Genomic DNA, 19,949 nt, shown 5'->3' on the forward strand with positions numbered 1-19,949 from the left:
GTTGCATTAGTTACTCGGATTGCCATTACTCGAGCTCAATCTCGATCCGGCAATGATCGCTCGGCCCCCATTCCTCCGGCCTGTTGAGGGCACGCACGGTAAGCGAGTCAGCGAGTCCTCTGGAGGCGAAGACGTAATCCAATTGGCGGGTAGCGGTCGCCGGCTTTTGGCGGTTGGAATGAAATGTGGGGACGTTCCGGCTGTCCCGTGGCAATTCGTCCGGCCACGGATCCGCCTGGCGGCCGTTCGGATATTCCGGACCTTTGCAAGGCAAACCCATAGCCTCCATCCGATCAAACACAGTCTTGTACCGGGCAGCCCAATAGGCGTCGCCATGTTCGCCGTAACCGCGCAGGATATTCAGGTCGCCGGCTGCCAGAACGCGATGCCCGTCCGCCTTCGTAACGAAAACCGACAAGTCGGAAATGACGTGGTGAACGGAACTGTCCGCAAATATGAAGTTGTTTGCCGCCAAACTATGCGTGCGAAGCCACTGCGCATACATCGAGACAGCCAGCACAGGGGCGCCTGAGGCCGGCTTGACCCTCGCCGCGGTAAGCGTGCCGGGCCAACTGACGACCAAATCCCTGGAGTCAGCCGTCCCTGGCGATTTCGCTTCGATCCATTCGACTTCGATGCGGTCAGAGAGCTTGGCTATCGCGGTTCTGAACGAGGTGCTGCCGCCTGCGGTCGTGGTCCGCCATGGCGCCGAATCGATCTCGATTGCAGGATCGTCCTGGATTTGTTTTTCGACATCCGGCGGCGGCTTGCCGGCTTCCTGGAGCAGCGCAAGGTCGATGTCGTCCATCTCGAGCAGGCGACGCCACGAATCGTGCTTCTGTTTCATGTTCCAGGAGATGATCTTCATCAAGTTTTGGTTCGGTCCGGGAAACGCTCGGAGGACTATATTGGCAGCACAAGTCGATCTCTATTCGACTGCACTAAAGATCTCATCGAGAGAAAGATCTCCAACTGTCGCAACTACGGATGAAAGCTGCAGAAATATGTCTGTCAATTTCTGCGCGCTTCCAGTATTTGAGCCCTTCGATAGGTAAGCGACTGAGACAGCATACTTGGAGGCTAGATCCACGAGCATCCAAACCATGAAGACAAGACTTGGTTCTCTATTCGTCTCAAAGAAGCCTCCGCGCTCAGTGGGCAATAGAAGCCGCTGCGGAGTCGGATGAACGAAGCCAGAGACAAATTCACGTAGTTCTTTCCCCACCTTCCGGAACTTCCCAGCGAACGGACTATCTTCGTCGCCAAAATAGTTCACCCGGAACGATTCGGACATGCTCACCAGTACTTTTTCGAGTTGCTTGTTCGCGCAACGGACCTCAGGTGCGATGACGTGCAAAACTTCTATTTCGAGTTTCCAGCTCGTAATTGCCCGAACATGTAGCAGTACTTTCCTCAATCGGTAGTAGCAAGCTTCATCAGCCGATTCGATGATTGGGCTTGGCGCATCCAATCCCAAGTGAATCACCGTAAGATCGTTTAGGAACGCGACGCATCTTTCGCATTGCGCCCGTAGGAGTTCAACCGTTTCCTGCCGAGTTTGAGCCGTCGCCATATCAGCTAGCCCGTGGTGTTGCATCTGTCTGCTGCACCCTCATCACAAGAGCATCCCGACAGGAATCCAAGGTTTTCCGCTTTTCCTCGATCAGCGCCACGGCTCGCTCGTAGCATTGCTTCTTCGCCGCAGTTTCCGGAGGACACATCGCCGCATTGAGGATCATGACCAAGACCTGGTTCGTCAGGTAATCCAGCAAAGTGGCAAACGCGATTTGGTCGTTTACGGAGTTATTGGACCGAACACCCCCGTAATAGGAATACGTCTTTAGGGCGGCCAAATCTGAGTGGTAAAAGCACCGACTGAGGTGATCGTACCACTCCCCGCCGAACTCCAGATCCTTGACGGTTTCTCGCACGTCGAAGCGTCCCTTAGTGCGGTCTGTATCGTCATTCGCCGCTTGAATTCTGGCTATGTCGGCCAAGAGTTCCCGGGGGTCGATTTGGCCTCGCGCAAGTCGCGTCATAGTGTGGTAGTAGTCGGCATTGGCTCGTCGCAACACCGCCGATTTGCCTTTGGAACTCTGATCGAAGAGATCCTTCATGGTGGAAACTACCTGTCCGGCGCATTCCAGAGCTGGCCGCATCTGAGCGGCCAAAGAATGCATGTTGCTAGTTTGGTTGGCGCGTAGCGCAGCAGTAATGTGCAGGCAGGCCTTTTTCAGAAGCAACACCGTCGTCGTTTCAAAGTAGAGTGTGGGATCCTCCTCCCAAGCTGACGAGAGTTCGCTATGTGATTGCTCACTGATCTTGTGAGCAGAAGGAAAGTTCTTCGCCAGCCTAAGTGAATCGCCCAAGAATCTGCCTGCATGGACTCGAAATGTCGTGGCGGCGGCGGCCAGAGAATCTGTCCGGGTAGGCCTATCCGAAGATGTGCGCTCGTTCACTTGTGTTTCGGTAACCGTTGAAACAATCGATGATCTTCCCCCCAGAACTGATCGAGCAGATTCTGGGCGGCGCTTGGTTGCTAGTACGGCCTCCCGTCTTTGCGCATGAATTGCCAGCGTCCATCCTGGCCCATCACGGCCTGGAGATCGTCATTTGGATAGTTCACCTCGTCGGCCGTTGTCCGGTCACCGATCTCCAGGAAAACAACTTCGTTGTCGGTATGATTGACGAGGTGATGCGCCTCGCCTCCCGCCGGGAAACCGGCGCACATGCCGGGCGCCAGAGGTCGTGCTCCGGATTCGGTGACAAGCGTCGGCTCGCCCTTCAGGACATAGATCAGTTCGTCTTGCTTACTGTGAGCGTGCATTAGTGCAGACCGACCACCGGGGGCAAGCCGGGTAAGGTTTACGCCGAAATTCTTGAGACCGAAGAAATCACCGATCCGCCTTTTCTCACGCTTGTTCATCTGGCTAGCGTACGGTTCCGGATAGTTCGACGCTTTGACACTTGGCGGTATTTCACTGGCAGCAATTGCCTTCGATTGCTGGCGGTCACTCATTATTTCGACCCCACTTCAGGCTGGCGATGGGCGATTATAGGAGTGCCACGATGGCAGACTAACTGTTGACATCGTCTGGCGACTCTATGAGTATTTATCGTGGAGGCTTTGGAGCGCTTCGGCGCTTCATTGCCTTTTTCGTATTGAATTCGATCGACGTATACAGTACCTTCTTGAACCGCGTCCGGGAGGAGTCGCCAAGCGTCTCGTCTTGGGGCTTTAGGCCCATAACCCCAGTCGCTTTTTGCCCCAATCAGAGGCGCAACCCCCCGCGCACGCAGTATCTCGGGCGCCACTCATGGGAGTTGTCAATGCCTGGAAGGACTGACCGCATGAAACAGCCGCCAAAACCGCCACGCCCTTCGGCAGTTCCGCCGCTGCGCATGACGCCTATAACAGCTCAGGATGGTGTTTCTCCCAAGCCTGCGAACGCGAAAAAGCCGGCGCCGCCCCCGCCTCCGCCCAAGAAGAAATAGAACGGTCCTACACTGAACAGGAAAGATCGGGAGCTTGATCCAGACTGGAAGGACTACTTGATGACGCAACCAGACTATCAAGACGCGACGCAGCTAATGGAAAACCTGCGAGAAGCCGCCAAGAAAATGACGCCGCAGGATCGTATGCGGCAGAGAATCGAGTACGCGGTAATGTCCACTGCGCCGGACGACAGGGAAGCACAAAACAGAATTCGCCGAGAACTAGAAGAACAATACGGCCTGCCGCCTGCGGCATGATCGGATTGAGCTTGTATGGTGGACGGAGAACCAATTAAAACCCGCCCTTGGGACGCGGCGGATCATTTGCATGATGAACGGGACATTGCCGCCTACCTCGATGCGGCATTCGAGGACGGCGACCCTCAGTTAATAGCAGCTGCGCTGGGCGACGTGGCCCGGTCGCACGGCATGACGAAAATCGCAGCTAAGAAGTGACGCTGCAACCTAAGGATGACACCAGGGCGTTGCACGGGCGCCACAATTGCAGGAGGAAGGATGATGGCAAAGATGCAAATGGAAAGACGCTCGGCGTCCGAGCGTGCGCAGAACCATGCCGAACTGCTTGAGGCCGCTCTTGCTCGCCCAGGCGTCCGTGAGGTCATGAAAGTCTACGGCGGATGGCAGGAGAACGGTCGCGCTCTTGATGCGTACCGTTCGGCGACGAGAAAGCCCGAACGTGTTCGGACTACGAACTCTTCTCAGAGGGTAGCCTGGTGAACACTGCATACACGAGGCCGGTCAATATGTTCCTCGACCAGATGAAGGAATCCGGCGGACTGAGGGGAACGGATATCGCGAACTTTACCGGGGTCTCCAAGGCCACCGTTTCCCGCTGGGTGAATGGTCACAAATCACCTCGCCCGGCGAAGCAACTCATTATTTCCGACTTGGCATACGTCATCATGCGACTTAGCGAGTACTACCGCCAGGAACAAGTCCGCGCGTGGCTTTACGCACCTCATCCCCAACTGGAGGGCAAGCGCGCGATCGATCTCATAAGAAACAAAAGAACGGAAGAAGTCATTGCGATTCTCGATCGTCTTGACGCAGACGCTTATATCTGAAGCACCTTCGAGCCGGCAACTTTTCTCCGGTCCGGGTGGCAGCCCTCACACGTAACAGGCCGAAACCTTCAGCGGTTAAGCACTGTGAGTCAAGACGACGTCTTATACGAGATCTTTGAGCCCCTGTCACAGGGCGCGCCGGGCGACGATGCTTCGACACTGCGCGCACTTGATGCGGTTCCGAGCCGCGATTCCGTTCGCCGGGTGCTAGACCTCGGAGTGGGGCGCGGCCGCACAACCCTCACTCTCGCTCAAGCCCTGCCGGATGCGCAAATTACGGCCGTGGATATCCATCCTCCCTTCGTCGAAAAGCTGGTGAGCGACGCTCGCGCGGCGGGGGTGGCGGACCGCGTCCAATCCCTGCTTGGGGACATGACGAACATGAGGATCGCCGAGGAAAGCATAGATCTCATCTGGGCCGAAGGGTCGATCTATGTGATGGGTATCGAGCGGGCGCTGGGGATGTGGAGGCCCTGGCTTCGCCCGGCCGGCTGCGTCGCATTCAGCGACTTTGTCTGGTGGACCGATAGTCCTTCGGGGGAACCGAGCCGGTTTTGGGCGATCGAATACCCGGACATGGCAACCGAAACCGCGATCCGCTGCCGTGCGGAAACTCTCGGCTATCGGGTGCTCAGCAGCTTCCGTGTGCCGATAGAAGGCCACGACGCTTACTACGTCCCTCTGGAAGCACGCGTAGCCGAGCTTGCCGGGCACGATAGCGCTGAAGTCGCGAAAGCCCTTGAGAATATTCAGAAGGAAATCGAAATCGCACGACGCTATTCCGACGAGGCCTGCTACACGTTCTTCATCCTTCAGCGCTACGAGGGCTAACCCAGCTTACGCAGTCGCTGTTCGATATTTTTCGCAGGACGGAAGGTAAAGGAGCGTCCATGCTTGGTAACTTGCAGCAAGCCGAGGTCAGTCAGCTTAAGCAGGTCGGTTCGAGCGGTCTGATAGGTCACGTTGTGCGACGTCCGGTGGCTGTGGATCGTATACAGTTGATCGGGGTGTTTTCGCATGGAAATCAACAGCGCCATCTGACGGTGATTAAGAATAGTCCTAAGCGCTGACCCGGCAAGGAGACGCTGAACCGCAGAAATTTCTCTTGACTTCCGCGCCAGGTACTTATGGAGCAGCTTAATGGCGCGAAGAATTACGCGAAGGTTGTAGTCAATGAAGTAGGTGACATCATTGTCGTCGGTTTCCGAAAAAACATACGACCTTGCATACTGTGCTGGTGCTATGCGAATGATGGTTGAGATTGAAAGGTACTCCGTCATCCAGTACCCGGCGCGCGCCATGGCCCAGTAGAAAAGAGCGCGAGCGGTCCGCCCGTTACCGTCAACAAACGGATGCTCGTAACCGATCATGAAGTGAAGCAGTATGGCTCTTATGACTGGATGGATGAACGAGGTTTCGTCCGTAGTATTGGCAAAACGGAAAAGGTTATCCAGGCGTTCTTCGAGGTGGGAGGCATTCGGTGGGACGTGCAACACCTCGTTGTCCCGGCTGTCAACGACAAGCACGTCATCCTCGGTCCGCCTGAATCGGCCAACAATGCCTTCATCCTCCACTGTGGCCTCGGTGAGAATGCTCTGAAGCCGAAGCAGCAAGGGCACAGACAGATTCTCCTCACCGAGTTCCCGCAAGAAATCCATGGCGCGGTAATTGTTGACAATCATCCGTTCGCCCCTGGTCTGGGGATTACGCCCGGTTCGCAACATCTCCTTGGCGACGCGCCGAGTTGTGGCTGCACCCTCCAGTTGACTTGAAGTAATCGCTTCTTCGATCAGTGAACTCACCAGGTAGCGATTCCGCGATTGAGGATTCACAACGTCCGCCGGCAATTCGATGCGGCCGCTGGCATCTCGATCTATCTGGTGAAGCATCCGATTCAAATACCCTGAGTCGCTGAACGAAAATTGACGTCCATTCTTGTCAACAAGCGGAAGCTCGTGTCTTATCGAAGCTCTAGCGAACTTTATTGCCAGCCACCAATCTTCGTTTGAGATCTCCTCAGGCGGCCGCATGTACTTAAGTTTTGACCAATGTACATATCGGTCATTCGGAATATTTCCTACTCCGGAGGAAACCAGATTCAGGATTTTCCTTACCTGCTCAGGAGAGTCCATATCCCGTAGGGACGGGAGAGGGGTAGGCATTTTCATTAAGAATAGGTCCGGGTTGGGAGGCAAGCCAAATGTCAATTTGCTACTAATTCATGTCAAATTAGTAGTTCGTGTCGCCAAATGTAAATTAAATACTAATTCATGTCAAATTAGTAGTTCGGAGTCGGGCCGGCGGGTCGATCACCACAACGGCGAACAAACTTGCTTGGTTGTATCCTCTCGGATACGATCCGAAAGTGCCCACCATCCGTCAGAAAAGATGACCGCTAAACCAATCAATACCCGCCCCTGGGACGCGGCGGTTCATTTGCAGGATGAATTGGACATCGCCGCCTACCTCGATGCGGCGTTCGAGGACGGCGACCCTCAGTTAATAGCAGCTGCGCTAGGCGACGTGGCCCGGTCGCACGGCATGACGAAAATCGCGGCAAAGACAGGACTTGGCCGGGAGAGCCTCTACAAGGCGCTTTCGGCGGACGGCAACCCGGGATTCGCCACAGTACTCAAGGTTTTGCAAGCATTGGACCTTCGTTTGGTTCTGTCCGCCGCCCAACCACAGCTGGGCAGTGACGCTGCAACCTAGGTTGACATCAACACTATGTCAGGCAGCTTGGGCCGCGTATTCCGCTTATGCTCAACAGGTCGTGCGTGCATGGGGTCCTTAGACAACCGCACCGGCCAGCGTATGATGGCGCACGGCAACAAACTATGACAGGAACCGGTCGGAACCGGTTTCAGGAGGGACCCACATGAACGATGCGAGCATGGGCCTGCCGGTTACCCAAATCGATCACACAGTCGTCCGGGGTGTGATCGCCTATACCTCGAAAAAACCTGAACGGTTGGATCAGGAACGCGGCCGGGAGTTCTTCACCATCACCAAGTACGGTTGGGGTGGCCGCACCATTGGCGTTCATACGGAAATCGACGACCGCCCCTCCGTTATGCGCGATGCCACTTACACGGTGGACGAAAACTGGATGCCCCAGGATTGTTTCGTCCGGCTTACCGTCGGCGACAAGTTTATGGGCACGGGGTGGTTTAAATTCCATGACGACTATACGGAGTGTGAGACGTACACCGCATTGGAAGGCCGGGTGTCCCAGCGTATGGACCACAAACACGGCCCATTGAAGTCTTTTCAGAACCATGCCATCGCCTGCGACAGCTGGCACTTTTCCCACTACGACCTGAGCAAGGGTCCCGGCCAGCAAAGCATCGACGAGTTGCTGCTGTGCTCGCCCGACCACAGAGGCGCGACCGGCCCGATGCTTTACCCCCTGCGTTTGGACCTGGTGTATGTGGGTGACGAAAAAATCACCGTCGGCGCCGGCACGTTTGATGCCCATCACTTCCAGGTGCCGACCAACACCGACCTTCCCGAAGAACACCCGCCCTATGAGGTGTATACATCGACAGACGGAGAATATACTTTCCTCAAAGGTGGAGTCGCCGGGTACATGCAGACCCATTACGAACTGGTGGAATATGAAAAGACACTTGGATAAAAGACTGGCGGCCGGGGGAGTTCATTCATGATCAAGGAGTACCACCAGCGCGACCATGTGGCACGCAAGGGGCGCCTGCTATACACCTCCAGAAAGCCGGACCGCATGGGTGAGGAACGGGGCCGGGAAGTGTGGACCCTGACGCGGCATTCCGATGGCCGCCGGTCGTTGATGTCTCACGGTGAAATCGATGACCGGCCCAGTGTATTGCGTTTTGTCCAGCTCACCGTCGACAGCGGCTTTTCACCTATTGACGCCTTTGTCCGCATCACCATCGGGGATGAATTCCGCGGCTCGGGCTGGTTTCGCTTTGCCAATGGGGTTGCCGAGTGCGAGACGGTCACAACCACGGAAGGCCGGTTGTCTCAACGTGTGCCGTACTCGGGTATTTGCCCCGTCTTCGGCGGCCATGCCATTCAGAATGACGGTTGGGTCTGCGCCGGTGTGGATTTATCCAAACCCGGTGAACCGCAGACGTTTGAACATTTTTTGTCGTCGACCGATCATCGCGGTGCGACAGGGCCGACCATTGCGACAGCCCAGCCTACGGTGATCTATCACGGGGATGAGGACATCACGGTGGGTGCAGGCTCGTTTACGGCGCATCACTTTCAATTCGTGGCGGTCGGGGGCCTGCCCGAAGAACACCCGATCTACAACGTATGGACCACAAACGACGGTGACTACGTGTTTCTCAAGGGTCAGGTCGACGGGTACATGCAGACCTATTACGAATTGGTTGAGTTAAGCGAAGGACTCTAACGATCCACGACGGTGCCGGGTTCGGCGTCTTGCCAATCCGTCATGAGCGTTCTGTCCGCTCGTTACGACGGTGCGACAACCAGTCGCGCACGACCATGCCGGCAATCGAGCGATTCCGGCAAACGTACAGGATGATCCCGTAGATCAGCACGACGCCTAATGCAATCAACACGCTGGCGGCGACGGAGAGATCCATAACCAGCGAAATCAGCAGGCCATTGCAGGCGCCCGCAAGAATGATCGCCACGATCCATACGCGATAGTCCCTGTACATCTTGTAGCTGTACTCGGCGAACTTTCTTTCCTGCTCGGCGCCCTTTCGGAGCTCCTCAATCAACACGACCAGTCCCCTGAGAATTCCCGTCGCTCATAATTCTAATGGTCGCAACGTTTGCGGGATCCGCTCTGTAGCCGGACAATCTTTGAGGAAACGCGCGCCCAGCATGTAAGGATCGAGCAATGACAAAGATATTCCTGGCGGCGGCAGGCTATGTCGCGATTGTTTTCCCACTCGCAGTGGGCTGGCATATTGGGCTCTTCGAAGAGACGTATCGGGCCTTCGGCTATTTCGACGGGGAGCCGAATGTTCTCGCGGGCCTGGCGGCGATCGTCATTCAGGGTCTGGTCCTGGCAGTGATCTATCCGCTATTTCGTCCGGGCCGTACCGGCTTTGCCCGGGCCTTTCAATACGCGGGCCTCATGGGGCTGTTTTTCTGGACGTCGCACGTCCTGGCCCTGGTCGCGAAACAAAACGTGCCGAACGCGAGCGGCTTTATCGCAATGGAAACCGCGTATCTCGTCGTGCAGTTCGGCCTGTTCGCGCTCGTGCTCGGCTTCATCTATTCGCGCACCGAATGAAGAGACTGGCGAAACGCGCGCTGCTTTTCCTGGCTGCCTTCCTGGGGTTGGTCTGGCTCAACAACTCGTCGCTGTTTTCGGGGGGCGGCGACCAGCCTCTCCTGATCGCGCATCGTGGACTGGCGCCTGAGATGCATCCCGAGCACGAGGATTACTCCGCGTGCATCAGCCGTATTCACGACAGCGAACACAGCTATATCGAAAACACGATTCCTTCGATCGAAGCCGCTTTCGACCTCGGCGCCGACTACGTGGAGTTCGACGTTCGCACGACCGCCGATGGACAGTTCGCGGTATTCCACGATGATGTCCTCGACTGCAAGACGGACGCCACAGGGCGCCTGATCGACTACTCCATGGCGGAGCTCAAGGCTTTGGATATCGGCTACGGCTACTACACGGCAAGCGACGAGTATCCGCTGAGGGGCAAGGGTATTGGCCTAATGCCTTCACTTGAAGAGGTTCTTGACCGCTTCCCGCGGAAAGGGTTCGTAATCGACGTCAAGAGCAACGATCGGAACGAGGCGGTCCGCCTGGGCGATTTTCTTGTTGCGCGCGGTCCCGAGGAGGTCGACCGGCTGCTGATATTCGGCGGTTCGGATGCCGTGGACGCCATCCGGAAAACGCATCCATCCGTTCGCGCAGTCTCGCGAGCGTCAGCCGGAAAATGCCTTCGGGATTACATGATCGTTGGCTGGACCGGCTACGTGCCGGGCGCATGCCGAAACAGCGCAGTCGGAATGTACGCCAACTATGCGTGGGTGCTCTGGGGTTGGCCGCATCGATTCGTGGCCCGAATGCGGAGTGTCGATACGATGGTGATTCTCACGCATCCGTACCAGACGGAGTCCCTTCACGATCTGCCGGAAACCCCCGAGTATGCCCAGATGATCCCGCGTAGATACGGTGGCGCGATACAGACCAACCGCATTGACAAATTCCAGGATTGGCTGGCGGAACCGCGTTAACAAACGTCCCTTTCCGGCCGTCAGTTCCCTGGTTTGCTCTTATTCGGATCAAATATTCCCAGATTTTCGCGAATTCATGATTCGAATAGGCCTCTTATTCGGATCAAAGGCATAGAGTTGAGAAGTCTTGGAAGGAGGAAATGTGACTGAAGACGAAGTGTTGATTGAGCGCATCCGTCCGTTGCTTGAAGGTCGTGCGGGTTTCTCCGAGAAGAAGATGTTCGGGGGCGTTTGCTTCCTGATCAACGGCAACATGTGCCTTGGGACATGGAAGGGTTCGCTGATCGTTCGCCTGGGGAAAGACAAGCATGAAGAAACGCTTGCCCGGCCCCACACCCAACCCGCCAATATCACGGGCCGCGTCATGAAGGGATGGGCGCTGGTCGAGCCGGCCGGACTGGAGTCCGAGCGGGACCTCAAAACCTGGGTGGGCGAAGCAGCCACATTCGCCGAAAGCCTTCCGCCCAAATAACCGCCGGGAGCCGCGCCGGGGTGCCTGTTATCCTGCCGCGATGACGGCGCTTTACGACAGGATCGGGCGCGGATACGCGGACTTTCGAAGGCCCGATCCGCGCATCGAGAAGGCGGTATGGTGTGCGCTGGGTGACGCTCGGTCCGTCATCAACGTCGGTGCCGGGGCTGGTTCCTATGAGCCCACCGACCGGCATGTCGTGGCCGTGGAGCCGTCGATGACGATGATCGCGCAAAGGCCGGCGGGCAGCGCCGGCGCGGTCCAGGCTACGGCCAGCTCCTTGCCGTTCGGGAGCGACAGTTTCGATGCGGCGATGGCGATCCTGTCCGTCCATCACTGGCGCGACCGGGCGAAAGGGCTCCGGGAACTCAGGCGCGTTGCGCGCGACCGTGTCGTTGTGCTGACATGCGACCCCGAATCGCGGGGATTCTGGTTGACCGAGTATTTCCCGGAACTCTTTGAGATCGACCGCCGGATATTTCCTTCGTTCCGCGACATCGAGCGAGAACTCGGACCCGTAACGGTACAGACAGTCCCCGTTCCGCACGATTGCACCGACGGCTTTCTCGGCTCCCGCTGGCGACGCCCCCACGACTATCTCGACGAGCGCGTGCGCGGCGCGATGTCCACGTTCTCGAAGCTGTCGGACAAGGAGACCGGTTTGGCGCAACTGAGCGCCGACCTCGAATCCGGTAACTGGCAGCGCAAGTACGGAGCGCTGCTGAAGGAAGCGGAACTCGACATTGGCTACCGCCTGCTCGTTGCCGGCGTCTGACGCGCCCCTCACCAGCGGAAACCGTTTACGATTGCCGTTCGGGCACCTGCAAGGGGAAAATTGTGCGTTCAACCGTGTTTGCGTCGCTGCGGGCGACTTTTCTATTGGGAGTGGCATTGACCATGACTGCACATTCGATCGATTCGGCCCAGGCTGCCGAGCAGGACGAAATCGAAGCCATAAAGGCATTCATTCACCACACCGCGGAAGTCTGGAACACCCAGGATTTCCGCAAGGTGCTGGACCTGTGGGACCAGGACGAAGAGGTGCCCTTCTACCTGGCCGAGGAACAGGAACGCTGGTTCCTCGGCTGGGAGCCGCTCAGGGCTTATCTGGCTCCGCCCCTGCCTAACCCGGTGCTGGAAGCGCTGCGCGAGGAGATGTATGACATTTCGGTCAAGCTCATCGCCGACGATCTCGCCATTGCCGTCTGGTACATGCATTTCGAGATGAAGATGCGAGGGAGGAGCCCGCTCGGCGAGGAAATCCGGATGAGTGCGGTCTTGCGCAAGAAGCCCGAGGGATGGCGGTTTATCCATTGGGCGGAGTCGCCCCTGACGCCCACGGCCTATATCGACAAGCTCAGGGAAAAGGAGGTGGATTACGAAAAATTCACGCCCCTGCTTGAGCGCGGGCGCGCGGTAAGAGAAGCCTGGACGGCCGAGGCCAAAGAAAAAGCCGCCAGCGAATAGCCGGACGGCCGAAACGGCTCAGATGCGCGCAGAGGGCCCGAGGACGGTCGAAGCGCGAACGTTCGCTGTCGCAGTCCTGGCAGCGGCGGTGCTTTTCCTGCCGGCGTTCGTGAAGGCGGGAGAAGCGCCCGGCGCGCAGCCTGAAGACCCGGAAATCGAGCAACTGGTGGTTGAGGCGGAGCGGCTGCCCGAAGGAGCGGCCGACCCGTTCGGGGTGCTGGACGCCGCCCCCGGCGATACGGTTTTCGGCCTGGACAAGACGGCGTGGGAAACGCCGCGTTCCACCGCGTCCCTGAGCGAAGAGCTGCTGGGGCGGCATGGGGTCGAGACGGTGGAGGACTTCTCGCAGATCATCCCGGGCGCCCATACGGCCTCGTTTTTCGGGCTGGCGGCCAGCATCGACCTGCGGGGCGCGCTTGCCGACACGCACTTCCGCGGCATGCGCCGGCTGGTCAGCGCCGGTGGATGGCAATCGCTCATTCGGGCCACCGACCGGGTGGACGTCGTGCGCGGGCCGGCCTCGCCCATCCACGGCGCGGGATCGATTTCCGGCTATATCAACCTGGTGCCCAAGACCGCCCGCGCCGACGAGGACCGATTCATCGAGGCGCCCAGGGGCGACGTGGCCGTCCGGGTCGCTTCCTGGGACCGCTATGCCTTCGAAGGACAGCGCGGCGGTCCCGCGCGCCTGTTCGGCAAGCCGGCAGGCTATCACGTGTTCGGCCTGGTGGAGGACGCGGGAAGTTACTACCGGGAACATCCGGGACAGCGGCAACTCATGCTGCAGGGAACGCTGGTTGTGGACCTGCGCAGCGACATCTGGATCGAGTTGGGGCAACAGTACCAACGCTGGCGCGGCGCGGAGAACGCCGGCTGGAACCGCATCGACCAGAAGCTGATCGACGACGGCCTGTACCTGTCCGGCGAGCCGCTGGTGGACCTGGACAACGACCGCGACGGGCGGATCAGCCAGCGGGAAGTGCTCGCCGTCAGCCCGCGTAACCGGCTGGCCGTGTTCCAGCCCTACGGAAAGAGCGGCGTGACGTTCGACAGCGAGGCGGAACGCCAGGCGCTGCGGCTCAACCCGGACACGCTGCGTCGCGTGCCGATCGGCGCCGAACATTGCCTTTGCGCGCCGTCGGACAGCGGCGCAGCCGAGTCTCTGGCCGCCTACTTCGACGTGTTCGCGGAATTAGGCGGGGTGACGCTGCGCCAGAAGCTGTTCGTCGATTACGCCGACCGGCACATTGTGGCCAGCTACGGATTTTCGCAGCAGCACCGCACGGTGCTGGTGGAGGAGCGTCTGGAAGCCGTATTCCGCGGTCTGGAACTGCGCCGGACGCTCACAGCCGACCTGGTTGTTGCGCCCAACCTGCGTTATTACGACACGCGGGCCCGCCAGGACTTCTCCTATGAGTACTTCAACCGCAGGGACATCAGCCAGCCGCCGTCCCCGCTCGACCTGCGCGACTCGGCCTTCGCCAGTCCAGGCCGGGAAGCGCGCACTACGGATATCGCCACGGAATGGCTGAACCTGGGCATGGCGGCGCTGGCGGACGTGACTTTCATGGAACGCTGGTCGGTGCTGGCCGGCGCCCGCTGGGATCGCTACGACCTGACTTCGACCAACGGCCCCGGTCCCCTCGTGACATCCACGCCGAACGCCTCGGCATCCACGGTGCAAAGCAAGCTTTCGTGGAGCGTGTCGATCAGCCTGACGCTGGGCGGCTGGCGTCCCTACCTGACCGTTGCCGAGCAGGCCCTGTCCCTGGGTGGACAATCCGGAGAGATTTCCGTGCGCAACGTCAGCGCGGGGCCGCTGGGAACCTCGCGGCTTCGGGAGGCGGGGCTGAAATTCGCCGGATTGGGCGGGCGTCTGCAGGCGGCCCTGGCCTGGTATGAGCAGAAACGAGTCGACTATTCGGCGTTCGCCGACGCCAATCTTGCGGTGCTGGGCCGGGGACTGGAGCTGGATGTGCGCGCCGCCGTGAGCGAACGTCTCGGATTGCTGTTTTCCGCCACGCGCTCGCGCATCTATCGCGAACCGCTTACCGGACGGTTCATTTTCGCGCCGACGGCGATCACCGGTCTGGCCCCTGAAGACCATTACGGCGGCCACGTGGTGACCGTCCTGCCCGCGGGAGACACCCGGTTCCGGGAACGCGGAGCCCTGCCGGAATTCGCGATCAGCGCCGGCGGAACCTGGCAAGCGTCGCGGGACCTGGCGCTGACCCTGAGCGTCAGCCGGGTGGGTCCCGCGTGGTCCGGCGTGGCGCGCACCGTGCGGCTTCCTGCCTACACGCTGGCGAACGCATCGGTTTCGTGGACCATCCGCCGCTGGACCGCAATCCTGGGAGTCAACAACGCGCTCGACGAACTCTATTTCCAGGGTAATTTCCCGCAGATATTCGGCGACGTGGTCGTGCTGGCGCGCCCGGAGCGAAACTGGCAACTGACACTGCGGCGCAGCTTCGGCTCCTGAACCGTTGTCTGCGACAGGACCGGCAGCGGATACGCCGGTTCTGGAAGGCCTGGACCCGCTAGGCGATGCCGCAGCGCTCCAGTGCGGGCCGGGTCAGATTCCGGCTGCCGGTTTCGGTCACGAGCACATCGTCCTCAATCCGGATCCCCCCGTAGGGCTGCCACCGCTCCACCGTTTCCCAGTTGACGGCACTGCGGAGGGGCCCGTCGCGGACCTCGTTCAGCAGGGCGGGTATGAAGTACAGGCCCGGTTCGATGGTCACGACGAACCCGGGCTCCAAAGTCCGGGTCAGGCGCAGGAACGGATGCTCCGACGGGGGATTGCGCTCGGCTCCGTCGGGCGACTCCAGGCGGCCGCCCGCGTCGTGGACCTGCAGACCCAGCAGGTGACCGAGCCCGTGGGGCAGGAAGGTGCGGGTGAGGCCCCGTTCATAGCCCTCCGCAGCGGTGCAATGGATGATTCCGTGTTCCGCCAGCACGTCGGCCAGCAACTGATGCGTCCGATCGTGCAGCGAGATGAAGCTCGTTCCGGAACGTGCCTCCTCGCAAATCGTCTGCTGCAAGGCATCCATTGACGCGATCAGGTCGGCGAACGGATCGCCCGGCGACGTCCATGTGCGGGTGATGTCCGAAGCATAGCCGTTGTGATTAGCCCCGGCGTCGATCAGGAATGAGCGGAACTGCTCGGGAGGCTGCGAGTCGAGGTTCTGGTAGTGCAATACCGCTGCGTGTTGGTTGAGGGCCACGATGCTCTGATACGGCAGCGACGACTCGCGCTGTCCCGACGAGTGGCAATAGATGCCGTTGAGTTCGAATTCCGACGGCCGCCCCGTCAGCGCGTCCCCGGTGGCGGCATGCCCCGGCGCCGCCACGCGGTTCGCTTCCTCTATGCATGCGATCTCGTAGCGCGTCTTGCGGGCGCGGTGGAAATCCAGGTGCGTCAGCAGCTTCTTGTCGTTGACGCTCGCGAATCCCATTGCTTCGTGCGCTTCCTCGCCGATGCCGTCCAACCGCGACACCCCGCCCAATTCTTGCAGCAGGTCTCCCTTTTTCGAGACGCTACGAATCTCCATGTGTTGAGCCCAGAAGCCGGAAGGCTCGGGCGCCGGCATGTGCCAGAAATCTTCATGCCGCAACCAGATCAGGACCGGGGTTTCGCCCGGAACGATCTTGAGGGCGGCGTCGGGATAGGCGTTCGGCACCCAGGCCTTGAAGTAGGGATCGGCGAAGAACGGATACTCGAGATCGTCCCGGTGGCGATACTTCGCCGCGCCCGAGAACACGACGACCCCCTCAACTCCGCATGCGCCGCACGCATCGGAGACTCGCCTGTCCCACTCCGCGATATGGTCGCGATACAGGGATGCCCAGGAATCGGGCTCACACCCTTCAGTCATTAGCGGCCTCCATCAGCGCTGGCTTGCGCACTTGCCGGAGTGTACCGAAGATTGCATGGGGCAACTTGATCGTTGCCGGCGCCTGGCGCACTATTGCGCGCGCTAACCAACAAAGCATCGTCATGAATGGAGCAAGGATCGGGACCGAAGGCGCTTCTGCGACTTCTTGGCTGGCAGCAGCGTTTCTCTCTTTGACGATGCTGATGGTGGCGGCGCCGGATGCTTCAGCCGCCGGGGAGTCCGATTCGGATGAACAGGCAAGCGCTGCGCCTGCGGGGATGTGCCGGTTCACGGCGGGTGGGCCCGAATCAGAGGAAACGTTCATCGTCGGCAACCTGCTGACGGGCATGGACGGCGCGCGGTATGGAGCGGTTCTCATTTCCGGCGACACGATCGTGGAACTGGTTCCCGAAGGCGGAATCGAGTCCGCGGCAGGGGACGCCGCGGTATACGACTGCGGAAGGAACTACGTGTCTCCCGGGCTGATCAACCCGCACGAGCACACGCGCTACAGCTTCCAGATGTTGACGCCGCAGGACCGGCGGAAACTGCCCGTCTATGCACATCGCGACGAATGGATCCCCGAGTCCGGCGTGGGGGACGGTGCGAACAAGATTCGGTACAAGGACGGTACGGACGATGCGAAGACGCTCTTCTGGATCGAGCTGCGACACCTGCTTGCCGGCACGACGCTGATATCCGGATCGGGCGCGGTCCGGGGTCTGGCAAAGAACGCCGGCTCCCGGCAACGCCCGGAATACGAGTATGCCGGCGACATGAGGACGTTTCCCTTCGACCCGGAAGCGATGCAGCGCATCCGCGAGTTGCGGTCCTTCCCCGACCCGGGCACGGAAGCCTTTCGTCCTGAGTTGACCGAGGACCTTCCGCCGCGCGTACCCTACGTCCCGCACGTGGCGGAGGGCACGAACCTTGTCGCCCGGTTGGAAGGCCGGTTCTTTCTTGACTATGTCGCGACGCACAAATCACTTCGGCGCTTCTCCCTGATCCACGGGGTAGGCCTGGATTCCGGCGACTTCGGAAGGCTGGGAGATCTCGACGTTACGCTGATCTGGTCGCCGCGCTCCAACGTCGCTCTCTATGGCGAAACGGCCGACATTCCCGCGTTGCTTAGGGAGAACGTGCGGATGGCGATCGGCACGGACTGGTCGGTCTCGGGGTCGTACAACATGCTCGAGGAGCTGCGATGCGCGGCGAAGCTCTACGGAAGCGGGTCGGGCAGCCCGATCCTGTCTTCAGCGGACTTGTGGCAAATGGCCACCGGCAACGGCGCCTACGCGTTGGGGCTCGAGGACGTCACGGGCAAGCTGGAAGCGGGGCTGGCGGCCGACATCATGGTGTTCCGGAAGCAATCCGACGATCCGTTCGATGACCTGCTGCGCGCGACGGCGGCGGAAGTGGTGGCCACATTCGTCGACGGGCGGCTGCGCAGCGGCAACCGCAATGGCTTCTCCGGCGCCTTGCCGGACGGCTGCCAATTCGCCGTTGGCGCCCATTTTGTGTGCGTCGAATTGCCGGATGAAGCCGGAGGGCTGCCTTTCGGATTCGGGGAAGTGCTGCGGGCCAATCAAAAAGAAGATATCGTGCCGCTCTATCGTGAAAACCATCAACCCTTCCCCAACCAGGCGGAATGCGCCGCGCGGAAGCGCGCACACCCGGAATCGTGAGCAAAGTGCCTGAACGGACCGCGGGAAGCGGTTCGCCCGGCGCGCTGCTGGACGTGATCGTCGTCGGCGCCGGGTTCGCCGGCGTCTACGCACTGTACAAGTTCCGCCGGATGGGTTTTTCCGTGCGGGCCTTCGAGGCGGGCGGCGACGTGGGGGGAACCTGGTACTGGAACCGCTATCCGGGGTGCCGCTGCGACATCGAGAGCATCTATTACTCGTACCAGTTCGACGACGATCTTCAGCAGGAGTGGGAATGGACGGAGCGGTATGCGTCGCAGCCGGAAATCCTTTCCTACATCCGGCACGTGGCCGACCGGTTCGACCTGCGCCGCGACCTTCAGTTCAATACGCGCGTTACGGCGGCCCGGTTCGAGGAGGCATCGGCCGAATCTCCCTCGCACTGGACGGTCACGACCGACGACGGGCAAACGCACAGGGCGCGCTTCTGCATCATGGCGAGCGGCGTGCTGTCGACGCCCAACCTCCCGGACATTCCGGGGCGCGACACGTTCGCCGGCGACACGTATCACACCGGCCAATGGCCGCATGAGGAAGTCGATTTCACGGGCCGGAAGGTGGCGGTCATCGGCACGGGATCGTCCGGCATCCAGTGCATTCCGCTGATCGCGGCGCAGGCCCAGCATGTCACGGTGTTTCAGCGCACGCCCAACTACGCCGTTCCGGCCAGCAACCGGCCGCTAGCTCCGAATGAATTGAACGACGTGAAGTCCCGCTACGGCGAGATTCGCGCAGCATCGAAGAAAGGCTTCACCGCACTGCCCTTCAAACCGGCGGGCCGGTCCGCGCTGGCCGTTTCCGAACGGGAACGCGAGGAAGTGTATGAGCGCTGGTGGGACAACTTCGGGCTTGCGTTCCAGGGCGCGTTCGCCGACGTGTTATTCGACGCGCAGGCCAACCGGACGGCATCCGACTTCGTGCGCCGCAAGATCCGCGAGCTCGTGGACGACGAAAAGGTGGCCGAACTACTGACGCCCGACTTCCCGCTGGGCTGCAAGCGCATGTGCGTGGACACCGACTACTACCCCACCTACAACCGCGACAACGTGAACCTGGTGGACATCGGCCGGGCGCCGATCGAGGGCATCGTGCCCGAGGGCATTCGCACGGGAAGCACGGTGCACACGGTGGACGCGATCGTGTACGCGACCGGATACGACGCGATCACGGGCGCGCTGCTGGCCATGGACCTGCGCGGCCGGAACGGACTGACCCTGCGCGAGAAGTGGACGGACGGCCCGCGCGTCTATCTTGGCCTTGCCACCCACGGTTTCCCCAACCTGTTCATGGTGAACGGTCCGGGCAGTCCGTCGGTGCTGATCAACATGGTCACGGGCGTGGAGCAGCACGTGGACTGGATCGCCGATTGCCTCGTGCACATGCGCGAGCGCGGACTCGATGCGATCGAAGCCGAGATGCAACACGAGGACGCCTGGGCGGTCCACAACGATGAGGTGGCGCAACGCTCGATACGCGGGGACTGCGCCTCCTGGTACACGGGCGCCAATATCCCGGGCAAACCCGGCGGTTTCCTGCCCTACGTAGGCGGCTTCCCGGCATACGTGGAGCGATGCGAGCAGGTCGTCGAAAACGGTTACGCGGGCTTTATGCTGAGTTGATAAGA

22 protein-coding genes are annotated in these 19,949 nt (G+C 60.1%); 15 read left to right on the top strand and 7 right to left on the bottom strand.

Going from position 1 to position 19,949, the window contains the following annotated elements; genetic code table 11:
* Positions 1–25 precede the first annotated feature (25 nt).
* The 4 genes from F4Y72_10275 to F4Y72_10290 all read right to left on the bottom strand — a co-directional run bounded on the left by F4Y72_10275 (position 26) and on the right by F4Y72_10290 (position 3,019).
* Positions 26–868, bottom strand: a complete 843-nt coding sequence (locus F4Y72_10275) for a hypothetical protein (GenBank protein ID MXZ28671.1) — start codon at positions 866–868, stop codon at positions 26–28.
* 60 nt (positions 869–928) lie between these two features.
* Positions 929–1,573, bottom strand: coding sequence for a hypothetical protein (locus F4Y72_10280; protein MXZ28672.1), 645 nt, complete (start codon positions 1,571–1,573; stop codon positions 929–931).
* Position 1,574: 1 nt separating this feature from the next.
* A complete protein-coding gene (locus F4Y72_10285; GenBank protein MXZ28673.1) occupies positions 1,575–2,369 on the bottom strand; it encodes a hypothetical protein in 795 nt (264 codons plus the stop codon).
* Positions 2,370–2,539: 170 nt separating this feature from the next.
* Positions 2,540–3,019: a cupin domain-containing protein gene (locus F4Y72_10290; GenBank protein ID MXZ28674.1), complete on the bottom strand. Its 480-nt coding sequence runs from the start codon at positions 3,017–3,019 to the stop codon at positions 2,540–2,542.
* Positions 3,020–3,555: 536 nt separating this feature from the next.
* On the opposite strand from F4Y72_10290, the gene F4Y72_10295 reads away from it, so the two are divergent.
* The 4 genes from F4Y72_10295 (at position 3,556) to F4Y72_10310 (ending at position 5,411) form a co-directional block, all read left to right on the top strand.
* Positions 3,556–3,753 (top strand): hypothetical protein, encoded by a 198-nt coding sequence (locus F4Y72_10295; protein MXZ28675.1) that lies wholly within the window; start codon positions 3,556–3,558, stop codon positions 3,751–3,753.
* Between the two features lie 15 nt (positions 3,754–3,768).
* Positions 3,769–3,951 carry a putative addiction module antidote protein gene (locus F4Y72_10300; protein MXZ28676.1) on the top strand — a complete coding sequence of 61 codons (183 nt, stop codon included), beginning with the start codon at positions 3,769–3,771 and terminating at the stop codon, positions 3,949–3,951.
* Between the two features lie 308 nt (positions 3,952–4,259).
* Complete coding sequence (locus tag F4Y72_10305) at positions 4,260–4,580, top strand: DUF2384 domain-containing protein (protein MXZ28677.1); 321 nt, start codon at positions 4,260–4,262, stop codon at positions 4,578–4,580.
* Positions 4,581–4,664: 84 nt separating this feature from the next.
* The gene (locus tag F4Y72_10310; protein ID MXZ28678.1) at positions 4,665–5,411 is read left to right on the top strand and encodes a class I SAM-dependent methyltransferase; all 747 of its coding nucleotides are present in this window, start codon (positions 4,665–4,667) and stop codon (positions 5,409–5,411) included.
* On the opposite strand, the gene F4Y72_10315 is transcribed toward F4Y72_10310, so the two are convergent.
* The gene (locus tag F4Y72_10315; GenBank protein MXZ28679.1) at positions 5,408–6,748 is read right to left on the bottom strand and encodes a Fic family protein; all 1,341 of its coding nucleotides are present in this window, start codon (positions 6,746–6,748) and stop codon (positions 5,408–5,410) included. The genes F4Y72_10310 and F4Y72_10315 overlap by 4 nt on opposite strands.
* Before the next feature lie 220 nt (positions 6,749–6,968).
* Here F4Y72_10315 and F4Y72_10320 point away from each other — a divergent pair, with 220 nt between their 5' ends.
* The 3 genes from F4Y72_10320 to F4Y72_10330 all read left to right on the top strand — a co-directional run bounded on the left by F4Y72_10320 (position 6,969) and on the right by F4Y72_10330 (position 8,979).
* Complete coding sequence (locus tag F4Y72_10320) at positions 6,969–7,292, top strand: putative addiction module antidote protein (protein MXZ28680.1); 324 nt, start codon at positions 6,969–6,971, stop codon at positions 7,290–7,292.
* A 202-nt stretch (positions 7,293–7,494) separates the two neighbouring features.
* Positions 7,495–8,217 (top strand): hypothetical protein, encoded by a 723-nt coding sequence (locus F4Y72_10325; protein ID MXZ28681.1) that lies wholly within the window; start codon positions 7,495–7,497, stop codon positions 8,215–8,217.
* Between the two features lie 27 nt (positions 8,218–8,244).
* A complete protein-coding gene (locus F4Y72_10330) occupies positions 8,245–8,979 on the top strand; it encodes a hypothetical protein (protein MXZ28682.1) in 735 nt (244 codons plus the stop codon).
* Between the two features lie 40 nt (positions 8,980–9,019).
* Here F4Y72_10330 and F4Y72_10335 read toward each other — a convergent pair whose 3' ends face one another.
* Positions 9,020–9,319: a hypothetical protein gene (locus F4Y72_10335; protein ID MXZ28683.1), complete on the bottom strand. Its 300-nt coding sequence runs from the start codon at positions 9,317–9,319 to the stop codon at positions 9,020–9,022.
* Positions 9,320–9,438: 119 nt separating this feature from the next.
* Between F4Y72_10335 and F4Y72_10340 the strand changes: the two genes are divergently transcribed.
* The 6 genes from F4Y72_10340 to F4Y72_10365 all read left to right on the top strand — a co-directional run bounded on the left by F4Y72_10340 (position 9,439) and on the right by F4Y72_10365 (position 15,226).
* Positions 9,439–9,837, top strand: coding sequence for a hypothetical protein (locus F4Y72_10340; GenBank protein MXZ28684.1), 399 nt, complete (start codon positions 9,439–9,441; stop codon positions 9,835–9,837).
* Positions 9,834–10,805, top strand: coding sequence for a glycerophosphodiester phosphodiesterase (locus F4Y72_10345; protein ID MXZ28685.1), 972 nt, complete (start codon positions 9,834–9,836; stop codon positions 10,803–10,805). The genes F4Y72_10340 and F4Y72_10345 overlap by 4 nt, the downstream gene beginning before the upstream one ends.
* A 142-nt stretch (positions 10,806–10,947) precedes the next feature.
* Positions 10,948–11,277, top strand: coding sequence for a TfoX/Sxy family protein (locus F4Y72_10350; protein MXZ28686.1), 330 nt, complete (start codon positions 10,948–10,950; stop codon positions 11,275–11,277).
* Between the two features lie 40 nt (positions 11,278–11,317).
* A complete protein-coding gene (locus tag F4Y72_10355; GenBank protein MXZ28687.1) occupies positions 11,318–12,052 on the top strand; it encodes a class I SAM-dependent methyltransferase in 735 nt (244 codons plus the stop codon).
* Between the two features lie 122 nt (positions 12,053–12,174).
* Positions 12,175–12,744 (top strand): nuclear transport factor 2 family protein, encoded by a 570-nt coding sequence (locus tag F4Y72_10360; protein MXZ28688.1) that lies wholly within the window; start codon positions 12,175–12,177, stop codon positions 12,742–12,744.
* A 22-nt stretch (positions 12,745–12,766) separates the two neighbouring features.
* Positions 12,767–15,226 (top strand): TonB-dependent receptor, encoded by a 2,460-nt coding sequence (locus tag F4Y72_10365; GenBank protein ID MXZ28689.1) that lies wholly within the window; start codon positions 12,767–12,769, stop codon positions 15,224–15,226.
* 58 nt (positions 15,227–15,284) lie between these two features.
* Here F4Y72_10365 and pepQ read toward each other — a convergent pair whose 3' ends face one another.
* Positions 15,285–16,622 carry a Xaa-Pro dipeptidase gene (gene pepQ / locus F4Y72_10370; GenBank protein ID MXZ28690.1) on the bottom strand — a complete coding sequence of 446 codons (1,338 nt, stop codon included), beginning with the start codon at positions 16,620–16,622 and terminating at the stop codon, positions 15,285–15,287.
* Here pepQ and F4Y72_10375 point away from each other — a divergent pair.
* Together F4Y72_10375 and F4Y72_10380 are read left to right on the top strand one after the other, a co-directional pair.
* The gene (locus tag F4Y72_10375) at positions 16,529–18,307 is read left to right on the top strand and encodes an amidohydrolase family protein (protein ID MXZ28691.1); all 1,779 of its coding nucleotides are present in this window, start codon (positions 16,529–16,531) and stop codon (positions 18,305–18,307) included. The genes pepQ and F4Y72_10375 overlap by 94 nt on opposite strands.
* Positions 18,271–19,944: an NAD(P)/FAD-dependent oxidoreductase gene (locus F4Y72_10380; GenBank protein MXZ28692.1), complete on the top strand. Its 1,674-nt coding sequence runs from the start codon at positions 18,271–18,273 to the stop codon at positions 19,942–19,944. The genes F4Y72_10375 and F4Y72_10380 overlap by 37 nt, the downstream gene beginning before the upstream one ends.
* Positions 19,945–19,949 lie beyond the last annotated feature (5 nt).

It is taken from the genome of Gammaproteobacteria bacterium (assembly GCA_009838035.1).
GTDB lineage: Bacteria > Pseudomonadota > Gammaproteobacteria > Steroidobacterales > Foliamicaceae > Foliamicus.